19 protein-coding genes are annotated in these 15,112 nt (G+C 55.6%); 15 read left to right on the forward strand and 4 right to left on the reverse strand.

The features are described from left to right. The first annotated feature begins 46 nt into the window (after nt 1-46). Genes SYNCC9605_RS12765 through SYNCC9605_RS12795 form a run of 7 tightly spaced genes read left to right on the forward strand, consistent with a single transcriptional unit; the run spans nt 47 to nt 4,986 of the window. Nucleotides 47-304, forward strand: coding sequence for a hypothetical protein (locus SYNCC9605_RS12765; RefSeq protein WP_011365486.1), 258 nt, complete (start codon nt 47-49; stop codon nt 302-304). A gap of 20 nt (nt 305-324) precedes the next feature. Continuing rightward, nucleotides 325-1,233: an oxidoreductase gene (locus tag SYNCC9605_RS12770; RefSeq protein ID WP_011365487.1), complete on the forward strand. Its 909-nt coding sequence runs from the start codon at nt 325-327 to the stop codon at nt 1,231-1,233. Then, nucleotides 1,211-3,199 (forward strand): 4Fe-4S binding protein, encoded by a 1,989-nt coding sequence (locus SYNCC9605_RS12775; RefSeq protein ID WP_011365488.1) that lies wholly within the window; start codon nt 1,211-1,213, stop codon nt 3,197-3,199. Before SYNCC9605_RS12770 ends, SYNCC9605_RS12775 begins: the two co-directional genes overlap by 23 nt. 4 nt (nt 3,200-3,203) lie before the next feature. Then, nucleotides 3,204-3,614: a Fur family transcriptional regulator gene (locus SYNCC9605_RS12780; protein ID WP_011365489.1), complete on the forward strand. Its 411-nt coding sequence runs from the start codon at nt 3,204-3,206 to the stop codon at nt 3,612-3,614. Further along, nucleotides 3,611-4,348, forward strand: a complete 738-nt coding sequence (locus SYNCC9605_RS12785; protein WP_011365490.1) for an MBL fold metallo-hydrolase — start codon at nt 3,611-3,613, stop codon at nt 4,346-4,348. Before SYNCC9605_RS12780 ends, SYNCC9605_RS12785 begins: the two co-directional genes overlap by 4 nt. A gap of 38 nt (nt 4,349-4,386) precedes the next feature. Beyond that, nucleotides 4,387-4,623, forward strand: a complete 237-nt coding sequence (locus SYNCC9605_RS12790) for a chlorophyll a/b-binding protein (RefSeq protein ID WP_011365491.1) — start codon at nt 4,387-4,389, stop codon at nt 4,621-4,623. Between the two features lie 57 nt (nt 4,624-4,680). Continuing rightward, nucleotides 4,681-4,986, forward strand: a complete 306-nt coding sequence (locus SYNCC9605_RS12795; protein WP_011365492.1) for a TIGR03894 family protein — start codon at nt 4,681-4,683, stop codon at nt 4,984-4,986. A gap of 87 nt (nt 4,987-5,073) precedes the next feature. Here the strand turns inward: SYNCC9605_RS12795 and SYNCC9605_RS12800 are convergent, their stop codons facing one another. Continuing rightward, entirely contained in the window at nt 5,074-5,259 is a 186-nt protein-coding gene (locus tag SYNCC9605_RS12800) for a hypothetical protein (RefSeq protein WP_083757101.1), read from the reverse strand. A gap of 1,067 nt (nt 5,260-6,326) precedes the next feature. Between SYNCC9605_RS12800 and SYNCC9605_RS12805 the strand changes: the two genes are divergently transcribed. From SYNCC9605_RS12805 to SYNCC9605_RS15650, 6 genes are all read left to right on the forward strand, one after another. Further along, complete coding sequence (locus tag SYNCC9605_RS12805; RefSeq protein WP_049749505.1) at nt 6,327-7,496, forward strand: hypothetical protein; 1,170 nt, start codon at nt 6,327-6,329, stop codon at nt 7,494-7,496. Between the two features lie 145 nt (nt 7,497-7,641). Beyond that, a complete protein-coding gene (locus tag SYNCC9605_RS12810; protein WP_011365495.1) occupies nt 7,642-7,902 on the forward strand; it encodes a hypothetical protein in 261 nt (86 codons plus the stop codon). A 15-nt stretch (nt 7,903-7,917) separates the two neighbouring features. Beyond that, entirely contained in the window at nt 7,918-8,166 is a 249-nt protein-coding gene (locus SYNCC9605_RS12815; RefSeq protein WP_011365496.1) for a hypothetical protein, read from the forward strand. A gap of 172 nt (nt 8,167-8,338) precedes the next feature. Next, complete coding sequence (locus SYNCC9605_RS13495) at nt 8,339-9,583, forward strand: DUF3854 domain-containing protein (RefSeq protein WP_156783141.1); 1,245 nt, start codon at nt 8,339-8,341, stop codon at nt 9,581-9,583. Next, complete coding sequence (locus SYNCC9605_RS12825; protein ID WP_011365498.1) at nt 9,584-10,651, forward strand: primase-like DNA-binding domain-containing protein; 1,068 nt, start codon at nt 9,584-9,586, stop codon at nt 10,649-10,651. It begins immediately after the preceding gene. A 286-nt stretch (nt 10,652-10,937) separates the two neighbouring features. After that, nucleotides 10,938-11,072: a high light inducible protein gene (locus SYNCC9605_RS15650; RefSeq protein ID WP_041435881.1), complete on the forward strand. Its 135-nt coding sequence runs from the start codon at nt 10,938-10,940 to the stop codon at nt 11,070-11,072. Between the two features lie 893 nt (nt 11,073-11,965). Here SYNCC9605_RS15650 and SYNCC9605_RS14170 read toward each other — a convergent pair. The 3 genes from SYNCC9605_RS14170 to SYNCC9605_RS14180 all read right to left on the reverse strand — a co-directional run bounded on the left by SYNCC9605_RS14170 (nt 11,966) and on the right by SYNCC9605_RS14180 (nt 13,177). Further along, on the reverse strand, nt 11,966-12,124 hold the full coding sequence (locus tag SYNCC9605_RS14170) for a metallothionein (RefSeq protein WP_071813076.1): 159 nt from the start codon (nt 12,122-12,124) through the stop codon (nt 11,966-11,968). Between the two features lie 115 nt (nt 12,125-12,239). Continuing rightward, nucleotides 12,240-12,542, reverse strand: coding sequence for a ferredoxin (locus SYNCC9605_RS14175; RefSeq protein ID WP_071813105.1), 303 nt, complete (start codon nt 12,540-12,542; stop codon nt 12,240-12,242). Nucleotides 12,543-12,592: 50 nt separating this feature from the next. Further along, a complete protein-coding gene (locus tag SYNCC9605_RS14180) occupies nt 12,593-13,177 on the reverse strand; it encodes a phycobilisome rod-core linker polypeptide (RefSeq protein WP_374699855.1) in 585 nt (194 codons plus the stop codon). 319 nt (nt 13,178-13,496) lie between these two features. Here SYNCC9605_RS14180 and SYNCC9605_RS14185 point away from each other — a divergent pair, with 319 nt between their 5' ends. Further along, nucleotides 13,497-13,862, forward strand: coding sequence for a hypothetical protein (locus SYNCC9605_RS14185; RefSeq protein WP_011365503.1), 366 nt, complete (start codon nt 13,497-13,499; stop codon nt 13,860-13,862). 309 nt (nt 13,863-14,171) lie between these two features. Then, nucleotides 14,172-14,540 (forward strand): hypothetical protein, encoded by a 369-nt coding sequence (locus SYNCC9605_RS12835; protein ID WP_011365504.1) that lies wholly within the window; start codon nt 14,172-14,174, stop codon nt 14,538-14,540. The last annotated feature ends 572 nt before the right edge of the window (nt 14,541-15,112 follow it).

The following is a 15,112-nucleotide window of genomic DNA, read 5'->3' on the forward strand; positions in this document are numbered from 1 at the left end:
TCCTCTCCTGCGAAAGGTCAGACTGGGGAGACTGGCTATTCGCACCATGGCCCTGGACCTGAACGATCCCGAACTCGAGTTCTCCGATCTGGTCTACGCCTACCAGAGCTGGGTGATGGCGGTGATCAACGACGAAAAGCTGGACAGCGACGACAAGCTGCTCACCGATGACATCGCCGAGGACGCCCTCAACTCAATGCGCTTCCTGCCCGGCGAGGTGACCAGCGCCATCGAAACCAGCCTGGCCCGCGTCTACGACGTGGACGCCGATGAACTGGCTGAGCTGCTATTCCCGGAGGACTGAGCCCAGGCTCAGGTGACGCGATGGGTTGGTCCGCAGCTGACATCCCAAACCAGCAGGGGCGCATTGCCCTGATCACTGGAGCCAACAGTGGTCTGGGCCTGGAAACCGCACGGGCTTTGAAACGCTGCGGGGCCACGGTGGTGCTGGCGTGCCGCAGCCCCCGCAAAGCCGAGCTGGCCAAGCAGGAATTGCTGCAGGAGCGCGACGGTGGTGCGGTGGATCTGGTGGACCTGGATCTGGCGGACATGACCAGCGTGGAACGAGCGGCGGCCACCGTTGGCGAACGCTACGGCTGCCTTGATCTGCTGATCAACAACGCTGGCGTGATGGCACCGCCGCGGCGCACCACCGCCCAGGGGCATGAACTGCAGTTCGGTGTGAATCACCTGGGGCACATGGCCCTAACCCAGGCCCTCCTGCCGCTGATGCAAAACCGGCCCGATCCCCGCGTGGTGACGGTGACCTCCGGGGCGCAGTACTTCGGCAAGATCCGCTGGGACGACCCCAGTTGGAGCAAGGGCTACGACCGCTATGGGGCCTACGGCCAAAGCAAACTCGCCAACGTGATGTTTGCCCTTGAGCTGGATGCACGCCTGCACAAGAAGGGCAGCCCCATCCGCTCCCTGGCCGCCCATCCCGGCATCGCGCGCACGGAACTGCAACCCACCGCGATCGCCAACGTCGGCAACCGCTTCGAGGCCTTGGCCTACCGGCTGATGGATCCCCTGTTTCAAAGCGCCGGCATGGGTGCCCTGCCGCAACTGCATGCCGCCACAGCGGCGACGGCGCAGGGTGGCGAGCACTACGGCCCTGAGCAGTTCGGCGGCTTGCGGGGTGCACCGGCGCTCTGCCGTGTTGCACCAGCAGCGAGCCAACCCGCCGAACGGCAGCGGCTCTGGAGCCTTAGTGAAGAGCTGCTCAGTGCTTGACCCATCAGCGTCTCTCTTGTTGTTGAGTCCGTACGCAACGGGCCGCCCCCACCGGGGCGTGGTGGGGGCCAGCCGTTATGCACAGCGGCTACGTCAGGACCTGATCAATGCTGCGGAAGACCCGAACAATCGGACCCTGATGATTCGAGGCGAGCCGGGTCTGGGCAAGAACAACCTGGCGGCGCTGGTGCACTTCGGCTCCAACCAGCGCCGCAAGCTGCTGGTTCGGCTGGACGCCACCGATCTCAAAACCAAAGCCGACGTTCTCCTGGATGCCATCGGTGAGAACACCCTGCTGGTAAGCAGCGTGGACCAGCTGGACCCAGAACTACAGCAGCGCCTTGCTGCCATGGCCAATGGAGAACATCCGGGCTTCAGCGGCCGCGTGATTTTCACCAGTGAAAGCTGCGTGCCGAGCCTCGACGCCATCAGCCAGGTCATTCGCGTGCCACCGCTACGGGTGCGCCGATCGGATCTGGGCGACTGGCTGCGTTATCAATTGCGCCTACAAAGCCCTGGCCTGGGCTGGGTGAAGCCTCCCGCGCTGCCGGAGGCGGTGGTGCGGCGGCTGCAAAACCACGATTTCGCCGACAACCTTCGCGAATTGGAAGGTCTAGTCAATCGGGCCCTGCGTCAAGCGCGCCGCCAGAACCACGATCTACCGCCCGCTGTGCTGGTGGAGGAGATGTTCTGGACAGAGCAAAGAAAAGAACGAGCCCGCTTCGATTTATGGCGCTGGAAACCCCAGCTGCGGGGATGGATGCGGGCTCCAAAGCTCTGGGATGGCCTGCTGTTCGGGCTGGTGAGCTGGCTGTTCGTGGTCGTGAACCTGGTGCTCTGGCTTGGCCCGCAGGACCGCGCAGCCAATCCGATGCTGAATCTGTTCTGGGCCTGGTGGTGGCCGTTGATCCTGCTGAGCTACCCGCTTGTGGGTCGCCTCTGGTGCGCCATCTGTCCCTTCATGGTCTGGGGACAGATAGCTCAAAAGCTGACCCCGTGGCGCAAGAAAAGCTGGCCCCATGGGGACATGGACCGCTGGGGAGCGCCTGTACTCGCCGCCGGTTTTGCCGTGATTCTCCTTTGGGAAGAGGTCTGGAACCTGGAGAACACCGCCTGGCTGAGCAGCTGCTTGTTGTTGCTGATCACAGCAGGCGCTGTGGTGGGCTCACTGCTCTTCGAAAAACGGTTCTGGTGTCGCTATCTCTGTCCGGTTGGTGGCATGAACGGCCTGTTCGCCAAGCTTTCAATCCTGGAACTGCGGGCTGAGTCAGGGACCTGCAGCGGCAGTTGTAGCAGCTATGCCTGCTTCAAGGGAGGAGCGGCGGATGGGGAAGGACTGGAAACCAACGGCTGTCCCTTAGGGAGCCACCCCGCCCATCTGAGCGACAACCGCAACTGTGTGCTCTGCATGAGCTGCGTCCAGGCCTGCCCGAATCGATCTCCTCAACTGCGCTTGCGTCCGCCCGCCGCAGACCTTCAACCAAACATGCACACGCCCAGCTCCGAGCGTGGACTGATCCTGGTGCTGGCCGGAGGCATTTGCCTGCACCACTGGCAACGCCTGCTGGGCTGGCTGCCCCTTGCACCGTCCTCATTGCATGAAGGCCCCCTGCTGGCCCGGCTCAGCTTTGCGGTGCTTGCTCTTGCCTTACCAGCTGCCATTGGCTTGTGGCTCAACCACCGATGGCTCTACGCAGGATTGCCACTGCTCTGGGCCCTGCTGCTGGCACGCCATCTGCCCATCGGCATGGCCGAAGCGGGCACCGTCTTGCCGCATGGCTGGCCGCAATGGTCGGCCGACCCTCATGTGATCGGCTTCTGCCAAACCTTGGTGGTGGGGATCGGATGGATTGGAGCAGCAATCTTGAGTCGCCGCTTGCTGGATCTCGACAGCAGGGCCTGGGTCATGGGCAGCATGGTGCTGCTTCTGGTCAGCTTCAGCGGCCGCTGGTTGGTCGCCCTTTAAAACCATGGCCACTCGCCGCCCTGCCACCCAGATCAATGCCCGCCAGAAGGTCTTGCTGGCGAGCCTGCAGGCCTGTGGTGATGAGATGAGCGGTCAACAGCTGCACCGCAGCCTGGAACCCGACCAAGCCATGGGCTTGGCCACGGTGTATCGCAATTTGCGCCAGCTGCAGCAACGGGGCCTAGTGCGCTGCCGCCACCTGCCCAATGGGGAAGCACTTTATGCGCCGCTGGAGCGGGATCGCCACCACCTCACCTGCGTCGATTGCGGCAAGACCCAGGCACTCGACCACTGCCCGATTCACGACCTGGAGGTGCCCGAAGAAGGCCGCAAAGGCTTCGATCTCCTGTTTCACACGCTTGAATTCTTTGGTCTCTGCAGCGACTGCCGCGAGCGGCAGCAAAGTCCGTCATGACCCTGGCCGCCACCTACTACGGAGCCAATGGCTGGTTGCTCGAATTCGATGATCTCCGCGTTCTGGTGGATCCATGGCTGCGCGGCAGCCTGAGCTTCCCCCCAGGGGAGTGGCTGCTGAAGGGGGAGCTGCCCTGTGAGCGCAAGGTCCCCGAGAAGCTGAACCTGCTGTTGCTCACCCAGGGGCTCGCGGACCATGCCCATCCGGAAACCTTGGCGCTCCTCCCCAAGGACCTGCCCGTCATTGGATCGGTGGCTGCTGCACGGGTGGTGGATCGCCTGGGCTTCACGAGCGTGAAAGCCCTCTCCCCCGGAGAGCGCACCAACCATCAGGGCCTGCAGGTGCGGGCCAGCGCCGGTGCACCGGTGCCGATGGTGGAAAACGGTTATCTGCTAAAGCATCCGGCAGGATCGCTCTATCTGGAACCCCACGGTTTTCTCGATCCAGCGCTGGAGCCGCAACCGCTGGATGCCGTGATCACGCCGATGGTGGATCTAGGCCTTCCAGCACTTGGGGCGTTTGTCAAAGGCTGCTCCGTGGTGCCGCAACTGGTGGAACGCTTCCAACCGAGCACGGTGCTCGCCAGCACCTCCGGCGGCGACGTGCGCTTTGGCGGTGCCTTGAGTCGGGCCCTGCAAATGAAAGGATCCGTGGCCAGCACTGGAGCCCAGCTGCCCGCCAGCAGCCGCTGGACCGACCCGACACCCGGAGAACGCCTGCTGCTGAAAAACTGATTTTTCGGATTAAGCTTTGTAACAACAGCTTGAGATCGATGAAATCCACACAGGCCAACGATTCCTGGTTCCAGGGCGTCGCCACCCGCGACATCCACATGGAGCAGCTCAAAAAGGCCGAACGCTTCAACGGCCGTGCCGCCATGCTCGGCATCGTGATCGGAATCATCACCGAGGGGCTCACCGGCGCCGGCATCGTTCACCAGATTGGGCTGGGTCCCCTGGTGGATGGTTACGCCGCCTGCCGCACCCAATTCCTGCCCTTCTGCTTCTGATCCGGGAGGGGGACAACCCCCCGATGACGAGAATGGTGCGATTCACGTTCGAATCGAATGGCTGCTGACAAGGAACTGCTGAAGGAAGTGGCCCTGGAGCTGTGGAACACCACCAAGAAGCTCCGCCCCGGTCTGCCCAAAGCGCCTCGCGCCCAGCTGGTCCTGAAAGCTCTGCTCACCATCGGTGACATGAGCGATCAGCTGGAAGCCGCGATGGTGCTTGGGGTGATTGAGGCGCAGGAACCCGACGACGAGCCCGGGCAAGGAGAAGCAGCCGGCGAAGACAAGACGGTGACTGAAACGGAAGCCAAAACCGAGCGGGAAACCCCCAGGGTGGTGCGCAAGCGTTCCAGCAGCCGCTGATCACAACCGCCTGATAACAAAACAGCCCATCCCCATTCGTTCTTAGCGGGATGGGTGTGGCTTGTGGAGGCATCTCAGCAAAACGGCCTAGCGCTGCAGGGCAAGCACCGCCGCAGCGGCAGCAAGGGCCACGATTCCAGTCATCCAAATGCTGCTTTGGCGTTCCAACAACCAAGCAGCGTTGCGAGAGAACGACAAGTTGCCCGTCGCAAGCAGCGCAGTGAGCCCCACAAGCAGAACCACGGGCACCACAAGCGCCAAGAACAACTGCATCACCAAATGCCTTTGAGGCCTGTCTTCCAATGATGATCTGGTGGCAAGCCGTTCAACGTCGCAACATCCACACCACAGCCTGAACCTTGACGCTGTTGATTGTCACCGCCGGTTTCATCGGTCTGCTCTGGCTAACGCAAAGCCTGATCCGACGCGGCATGGATGACGGCAGCAACGGCTGAGTGGGGCTTGACCCCCCTGCTTGCAAGGGCGTTGTCAGTGATGCCTTGGCTCCCTTGCGCTCTGCTCTGCTTCCGCTTTCAGAAAACGACGATGCTGCGATGAGGCATAGCCACTTAGGTCAATTCGGCTGGCATTGCTGCCAGCTTTGCGCCACTCCCTCGGGGGAGTGCTGGATCTTCGGTTCATGGAATCGAGTTATCGGTTCTCGCGCAGTGGGCCTTCAGCAAGGCTCTTTGGCGTTGCCCCACCTTTGCACACTTGCCTGTCCCGACGCCAAGCGGATGAGTAATTGCAGCTACGGCAAGCCAATGGGATTGGATCGATACTCCGCCCAACGGCAAACGGCTTGTGACCCCAGAGGAGCAGTACGTGAAATGCATGGACGCTGCCTACGCCGCTTCTGACAGGGAGACCTGCCTCAAAATGATGCGAAGGGCAGAAGGCGTCCTGCGCGGTGAATTCAGCGCCCAGCCAACAAGCAATGGCCCTGGAGAGGAAGCGTTAGCGAGCTGAAGCAAAAACCCAACGAAACCCAGTGCTGCTCTGAGTTTTGAGATGGGCGATACTGGGATCGAACCAGTGACAATCTCCTTGTAAGGGAGACCGTCAAACTGAAAGCCGAAATCGATAAAACCCTCAAATCACTGGTCAGAAAACGGAGCAAAACTGGTTTCTAAGCCCAACAGCTTGAGCCATGCTCCGTCCTGTCATTGCGTGTCGCGACCTGTTGGAGCACACTTTGGAGCACGCCCACCGATTTGGAGCACGCCCCTCAAATGAGCCGGAGCGCACAGCCCTGGGAAGCAGAGATGCGGGCCAGCAACAAACGTGCGAACGGCTCCAACTGGACCATCCGCCAGTTGAAGGGGAGATGCCAAATCACCATGAAGCTGGAGAGCGGCCGGAAGCCTTCGGTGCTGACCGAGATCCCCTGGCAACCCGACAAGAGCCTCAGCATCCTTAACGCGGTCCAGGAAATCCGAGCCTTCATCGAGAAGGGTCACAGCATCCAGGAGGCGAACGAAAAGCGCCTCAAGGCCCTGGGGAAGGAAAGCGGCAAGGCCCCGGCGCTCCGAGAGTTCGATTGGGTCACCGCGGCCGACGACTTCCTCAAATCGATGGAGAGCCGCCGGGAAGGCACCCTCGACGACCTTCGAATCAGAGTCCGCCGGTTCAAGCTCACGCTGAAGGCCCGGCCAACACCGAACGACGGCCCATCGTTGATGAGAGCCTTCGCTCGGCTGTACTTCGACGAGGTTTATCCCCCGGATCACAGAAAGGCCGGGAAACTGAAACTGCCACCCGGCAAGGATGGGCGACGCCGGAATCTACGGGATGTAGCCCGGATCCTGCGGCACGGCATCGAAGAGATGGGAGCGCCTGAACGATGGCAACCACTCCCACCAAAGAAGATGAGCGGCCTGATTGGCTCAGCAGTTACTGAAACAATCACAAAGGCAAAAACTATTCCTGTCCTCCCAGAAGATTTCGAAGCATTGTTAGACAATCTCGAAGCAGACGGAAAGCTTGAACTTAGGCTTGCCGTGGGCTTAGTTGGACTTTATGGGCTCAGGCCATCCGAGCTTGCGGTGATGCGGCTTGAGGATGACGGGAAGCTCTACGTTGGCGGCCAGGTCAAGCGCGACGCCAAAGCCATCGAGCAAGGAACGGAGAAGCCTGAGCGCCTGGTCAAACCCCTAGACCTCAATGGCAAAGAGGGATTAGGGAAGGAGCTGGCAATGCTTTGGAACAACGGCAGAGGCGTAAGGAAGCTGCCACTGGCGATCAGGAACGAAATCGCCAAAGTCGAAGAGAAGAATACCTTCAAGGAAGTCGGCGCGGCCTTCAGCCAGTTACTAACTCGATACAGATATTGGAGAATTCTTGTTAAAAAAACGCCAGGATTAAAGCCGTACGGACTAAGGCATGGGTGGGCATGGCGCGCTCATAAAAACTCAGAAAAGCAACTACATTATTCCCAGGCGAGCGCGTTGCTAGGACACACAACCCGCGTTCATCTGGATTATTACAGCTCCTGGGTAAGCGAAGAATAGCTGGAAAAAGCCGTCAAGGAATACAACCTAAACCTCAAAAGTGTTGCGCCCTGACGTGACATGTGCAAGTCTCTTTATGTGATATCGGAACCGCAGCAGCACGTCTGCCTCCGGGGGATCAAACCGAACACATCATCCCTGCTGGATGCAAGGTCCTGATCGCCCAATTCCGATTCGTCCTGGTCGCCTGACCCATTGGCCTGAAGGTCATGATCGTCAGCACCTGGAACGTCTGGTTCGCTATTTCACCCGCGCGCGGGTGCGATTAGACGCAGGCTTCTCAATCGGAACGCTTGATAAAGGCAATCCTGATCAGAAACGCCGGGACAAAAAGGCCGAATGGATGGCCAAGCTCCAGGCGGAACTCCTTCATCACGAGAACTGGGATGGCACCCCACGCACGTAACGGTGCGTCTGCCCCATGCCTTGGCTCAAGACCCGCCCAACGGCGGAAGCTGCTGGATGCAGCGACAGAACCCTCAAGCGGAACATGGATTTCCGCGGAGGCTGCCTAAATCTCGGCGAGCACTATCGCCACGGTCCGTCCGCCAACAGCTCCTACGTCTGGAATGTTGAGCGTGTGATCGAAGCCTTGGCCCACCGTGGACTGGTGGCCGCCAAGGGCCGCGAGCTGCTCCTCAAACTCAAGGCGTCGGAGCAAAAAAATTGAACGACGCCACAATCTGCAGCGCCGGTCAGGGTCCGTGCAATGGCCCGACTTTAGGCGAGTTCCTCCTACTGAAGGAGATTGTCAACTGCGCCAGACACCAGGCTGAGACTGACTTGGGCATGGCCGCCTGGGGCTTTTGTGCTCCAAACCGTGCGCGAGAACGGAGGTGGCCATGATTCCGTTCGAGGAATTGGCGGCCAGCGGCATCGACCCCTCCACCGCCGCGCGGCTGAACTATCGCTGCACTCCCGATGGTGGTTGGGAGATCCCCTATCTCGACCCCCAGGGCCAGCCGTACACCTTTGGCGATGGTGTCCCGTTCGTTCGCCGCAAACTCAAGCCAGGGTCAGACCCGAAATACCTGACACTCTCCGGTGCGGGTAATCGCCCGTACCTTTCACCGCTGCTGCCCGCGGGATACCTGCAAGGGACCAAGCCTCTTCTCATCACCGAGGGGGAGAAGAAGGCCGACAGCCTGACGGCGCACGGCTTTCCCACGATTGGGTTGACCGGCGTTTACGGCTGGAAAGACCGTCGCGGTGAAACGTCAGCCCCCATCCCAGAGCTGGCGGTGATCAACTGGAAACGGCCCGTCCGCATCGTTTTCGACAGCGATGTCGTGATCAAGCCCCAGGTCCTCGACGCCTTGCGAGACCTAACCGAGCACATCGTTGGCGGTTTCCACCCTGACGATCCAGGGCTCGGCGGGCACATTCCCGACGTGGTGTTTCTCCCGTCAGAACTGAACGGGGAGAAAAACGGTGCTGACGATTTCGTCGTTCGGCATGGGGCCGATGCCTTCGCTCGACTGCTGCGCTTGGCTCGGCCAGCGGTCCAGTGGAAAAGCAAGAAGCCTGTCTTCTGGAGCCCGGAAGCCGACAACGCCCACTTCATCGCTCAGGCGTTCATCTCCGTGCTTCAAGAGCGTTACGCCATCCATCCCACGCGCGGGACACTCACGTTCAACGGCAGGCACTTGGAGGATGTGCCGGGAAAACATCCACTGCTCGGACCCCTCCACCAGCTGATGGATGAACACAACTTTCACCGTCGTGGGCGGCGAATGATGGAGATCCTGTCCGAGGTGGAGACCTACCTCCAGCACAACGATTGGGACGGCAACCACCTGGCGGCGTTCAGCAACGGCACGCTTGACCTAAGTACCAACATCCTTCGCCCAGGCCACGATCCAAGCGACCGCCTGACCTTCGCGTTCCCTTATCGGTGGGACCCCAAGGCGACGTGCCCACGTTGGCTGCAGTTCATCGAGCAAACCTTCGACGACGACACCGCGAAAGTATTTCGGGCGGCTATCGGTTGGACGATCAAACCGAAAAAACAGGATGCACCCTTTCCCTTCGAAAAAGCGTTCGACATTGCAGGGCCGAAAGGCTGCGGGAAGGGAGTGATCGGTTAAGTGATCCGCGCACTCTGCGGCGGTGGGCATGGTGCCGCGACCCTGCGGCCAAAGATGATCGGCTGCCCTGACTCAATGCTGGGGCTGCATGGGAAGAAGGCTGCAATCGACTACGACTCCAGCGGAGTTGTGAACGATCCAGGCCAGTTCAACAGCATCGTTTCCAACGAGCCGGTGCAGGTCTGGCGCAAGTTCTCAAACAAAACTGATGCACGCCTCGGCGTGGTGATCTGGCGACTCTTTAATGATCTGCCTGGGGTCTCCGATTCCGGTGGCGTCGAGGGGATGCAACGGCGCATCATTACTTTCTCGATTGGGCAATCGGTCCGGCGAAAGGATCCCAACCTCAAAGAAAAGCTCTGCGAAGAGCTGCCAGGGATCCTGCAGTGGGCTTGGTCGTTATCGCGCGATGAAATCCGGAAGGCGTTTGACGCCGCCGGTCGCATCGCCAGCATCAGCGAGGCATCCATCGAGGCGCAGCTCAATGCGAGCCCATGGCTGAAGTTCCTGATCGAGGTTTACCCCGACGGCATCCAGGACATCGCCGCCAAAAAACTATTTGAGCGATACCAGCAGTGGTGCGCAGACGAAGGCCGCAGGGCGGTCCTGAACAACACGAACTTCGGCCTGAAGCTGAAAAAACTGACGGCTCCCAAAGGGGTGGAGGGTTCACGCCTACCAATCGTGAAACGCGAGACCAAAACCGCGAATCGATACGACATCAGTCCGATGCGCGACTTCGATTTGGCGCTGTTCTTCGGCCTGACGGTCTCCAGTGAAGTGTTTGACCCTCCACCGGTGGAAAGTTCAACGCCAAACCATCTACCGCCGGATCCAGCGCCACCAGATGGATCTCCGGCAGGGGTGAACAGTGTGGATAGTTTTTCTCCACCGCTTCACGCGGAGAGAAATGGAGTGGGTTCAAAGAAGGGGGAGAAACCGAAGCGGAAAAACCCTTCAAACCCTCCACAACCTTCACTCCCGGGCCTGAACGCTGCCCCAATCGGGTCAACTTACGATGTCGAATCAGGCGACGACGACCCCCACTGGGGCCCCCGACCGGCCTGACCTTCTCCCAATACAAGAGATGGTTTCGCCCCCGCAAAGTCAGATCGCCAATGAATTTCGCGGAGCAGATGATCAGGAACATGCTCCAACCCGTACTCCAAAACCCCGAGACAGTGGGCTGGCGCAGGGCTGTGAACTGACCTGAGTCCGTGTTCGCTCGGGAGGCTCCCAAGAGTTGTCAAAACCGCATAAGGCTCAGAAGTAAAGCTTGTGGAGCTGGTTGATTCATTTGGCACAACAGAGACGGAAGAACTTCTATAAAGTTGTTAAGTTTTTTAACGACGCTATGGACAGCAAGTTCGGCTTCTCATCTTTCGCTGAAACCTGGAATGGCCGCCTGGCAATGATGGGTTTCATCATTGGTCTTGGCACTGAGATACTCACAGGTCAAGGGATCCTTTCTCAGATCGGGATGGGGTGATGCCCAAAGAGGAAATTGATGTTTGGGCACCCGAAACGCGTCTTGGGTACTTCAAGCTCTTTTACTTCGGAATGCTTGTGGCAGCGATTTGCGTCGGTGGGAACACAGCACTTGGCTCCCTTTGGCCAACCATGGCTATTGGGCAATGATCCGAGAGCTGACACCTGTTTTCTGCTCAAGGTGCCGACTAGTCGTCACAAGACATCACAACAATGCCGCTGCTCATTTGAAACTGCTCTTGGCAACATCTAAAGCACGTGCATCCGACCTACGTTCCATACTTTGTTCGGAAGTTTCAGTCGCATGGGCCTTCCATCCAATGGTTTCTCCAATGACCATTGGGCGCTGAGTGTCAGCGTTACCATCCCGCGCCGACACAGCAAGCAACGGCCTGACTCCTCTTTTGAAGGGGAGGAGTCAGATCAGCGTTGCGTGAACAGTGGCAGGCAACGAGTCCAGGACATTGATGTGACTCAAAAAGTCGCTGCATACGCATCATATTGTCAGCACTTAATCCGTAGACAAAGCAATAGTCAGTATGGAGCATCCACAACCTCCAGCCAATGGTTTAACTACAGCCATTGGGCGCTGAGTTTCACTAACTTCTCTGCCAATGAGCATCGACGGGGAAGTCAGTTCAGCGTTGATCAACGTCCCAGGGATCTTTATCAACAGTGTTGAATTCAAAAGCACTTCAACGTCTTGTGATATTGAATTACAAGAATGCCGAAGGTGAAGAGCTGGTTGGCCTAGCTCTGGAATTAGTAGAGGAATCGAACGGCGGGATTCAAGTACGAGTACTTAGGGATTCAAATATAGTTAGCTGTGTATCGGTGTTCCCCTTGAAAGAATGCAGAGTGGATGACTTGCAAGGATGTGACTGCTGCGAATAATTAGCAGCAACTACAACTAGAGCAACATTGCTCATCACCGGCATGACCATCAGCACATGGCTGAGAGCAGTAAATCTTGCCTTCTTTCTCAATGGCTTTTTCCGGATTGACGCAGCAGCCACAGGGTTCACATGCACATGGGTGGTTTGTGGTTTGCATGGCGTTGACAAAGTATTCCCACCTTTATAGATAAAAAATCAATCGACGCATCCCTCAAACATGTTTATAGCATCTTGTTTCTTCAATCAAAGAAGAACCAAAGTATTCACACAGCTCATATCTCTACGCCGTCATCACGATGTTCAAAGTCTACCCAATGAATACAATCAACGGGACAGATATCAATCGCCTCCTGGATTCGATCTATTGTATCGCCATCTTGTCGCACAGCACGGCAACGACCTGTTTCTGGGACCATGACAAAAGTATTAGACGCCACATGTGCACAGTAACGACAACCAATGCAATCAGACTCATCAACCCAAACTGCTTTTTCACGCAATGCTCCACCCAAAGATGGCTCTAGCCCAGTGCGAAGACCATTGCAACTACCTGATTTAGCCGAGAAAGCTGCCATAACTGATTTTTCCGAAATGTACATAATTCTGGTTTAACTCAATATCTCACTCAAATCGTGAACATCAGACGGAAGACTAAAAGCACCAAGGAAACACTTCCAACACCTAAAACAAACAAGAAAACAAGCCAGAGTTTTAAAAGACGACCCTCAGGCTTTTCATAGATCAGACGGGATACCGTCATTGGCCGCCTGATTTTATTGAAGGCATCTACAGAGATCATTAATCCATCACGAATCAGTCGATCACGCCAACTTTCTCCATAGCGAGGAAGTCGCTCATAGATAGGCATCTCTTCTTGAGAGCGTCCTGGCAAAATACGATTTACTTGATCGGGAATTCCATCAATTCCAAATCTCTCAAAATACTCAGGAGATCCCAATATGTCATCAACAAAAGCTGCAAATCCCTGCTCGGCAATAACAATGGACCAAGATTTCACTTCATCTTGTCCGTAAACAGGACGACCAAGGACACGGCCTATGACCTGCTCAACTAGTCGATCGTTTCCATTGCATTCGACGTAACCCCTATAAAAACGATCTGAAAGTAGTAGTCCTCTTATAAAATCTCTTACGGTGATAGAACCTGAACTAAGCTGTGATTCTAAAAATCGATCACGATCACAACTCATTGCATGAAAATATATCTGCCGATAACATCTTTCAATTATTTCTGACGACAAATCAGGCGCTCGATCCAAACAGGGTTGACGAGAAGCTGATATTGAGTCAACTCGAGAGTTTTGACTTGATGGCTTGAATGGCAGGCGAGCCCTGGCAGAAAGAGAGGCCAATTAATCTGAAGTGATATTGCATTATTAAAGACATCAAAAAATTACTGGCAAAAGCAATGAATACCTCTAACGAAGATAATCAACACACCCCGCGATCACAAAAGGCATATTGTAAAGACCATTTGATACGACATTAGGTAATTTATAAAAGTCCCATGTGGCAACACTCCTCAATGATGGGTTTGGTCATCACGACAAAAGAGCTATGGCTTTAAGCGAATTCGAAATTGCGATAGGCGGGCTTACTTCTATCCCTGTAGTAGGTGGACTATTCTTTCTAGGATACAAGTCTTTTGGCGAAAGTACCTTAGATACAAGCAAACTTAAGCCCAAAAAAAAGCCAGCAGTCGCAAAGGCAACACCCACAACTGACAAAAAAAACCCTGAAGCAAAAAGCCAAAAGACAGAGAAAAATATCAATACGACTAATACTAACAAAGAAAAAACTTCTGCGGTAGAACAGCCAAATTCAGCTAAAGAGGAAACATCAATATCAAGCAAAAAGCAGCCTGAAGAGAAATGAAAAGTGATGCCACCAAATCAAACAGACAAACTGCAAAGCAGTAGGAGATTAATAAAGCCAAACTAGAAAACATATAGATGATATGCCCGATCAAACTAAGTCTTCTCTGCTTGAAATGAGTAGCTATTCAGGCTGTCAGTAGAAGCACAAAAATATACGATCTACATGTCACAAAATAAACATTCAGGCGCAGTTATTGCGACCCAATGAGATCGATATTCATCCAGGGAAAGCAGCATCTTGGACATGGATTGCTATCAAATTATTTCATGAGGAAAGCGCAGCCAACGAAGATATGATTTTAAACTAATGGACATTCTCAATGTTCTTGTTGGCATTACCACGATTTTCTGGATTGCCACTGGAATCAAAACACACAGCGATTGGATTCAATCGATCTTTGTCAACGAGAGCAAAAAAATCCGGCAACAAACAGAAATAATTAGTGAGTTTGGCTACAGCGCACTCAACACACGCAACAAACTTGAGGCCAAGAAAGGACTGGTCTTAGCCTATTGGGACAAGCCCCTTGGAAAACAAAAAAACGAGGGAACTCCTAAACAAATACAAAGTCCGATCATTTTTCAGCTGGTATCACTAAGCCTGATAACTTGCACTTCAATTGTATTATTAATAGCTCTGAGCAGAGGTCTTTTCTCAATACTAGGTCTGGTTTAATAGCACCCCAACTTTAACTTAAGTCGTAGACCTAGTAATACTTCTAATGCTCGATGACCAAAAGTCAAGGCACATAATAATGCCTCACTTTGTCTAGAGCATTAGCCAGACATTCCGCAACATATCTGGCGTGCATTTGAATGCAGCTATCACCTCATCTGTACTGCACTTAGCTCATGGCTAGAGTGACAATTCCATTGGAAGTTCTGTTATACAGCACTTCCATCCAATGGAGTGATGACCATTGGGCGCTGTTCAGGGACTGACTCCTCTTCTGAACGGGGGGAGTCAGTTAAGCGTTACTAGCGCCTAAACATCGCAAAGTGATGTTTACCTATGCGTTCCGCTCCTGCGGTATTCATCATGTAGTCAAAGGTAGATCCTGACCCATGGTTCCTTTCGTGCTGCGAATCATTGGCCTAGTACTAATGTTAAGTAACATCATCTAAGGGACTACTCCTCAGAGCCAAAGCAAAGGTATGCATTGATAGGCATCTTTGGCAAAATTGATGAGACTCATTTGATCACTGCCTCTACATCATCTGATTAGTAATCACCCACAGCAGAGGCAA

The sequence above is a fragment of the Synechococcus sp. CC9605 genome, from assembly GCF_000012625.1.
Classification (GTDB): Bacteria; Cyanobacteriota; Cyanobacteriia; order PCC-6307; family Cyanobiaceae; genus Parasynechococcus.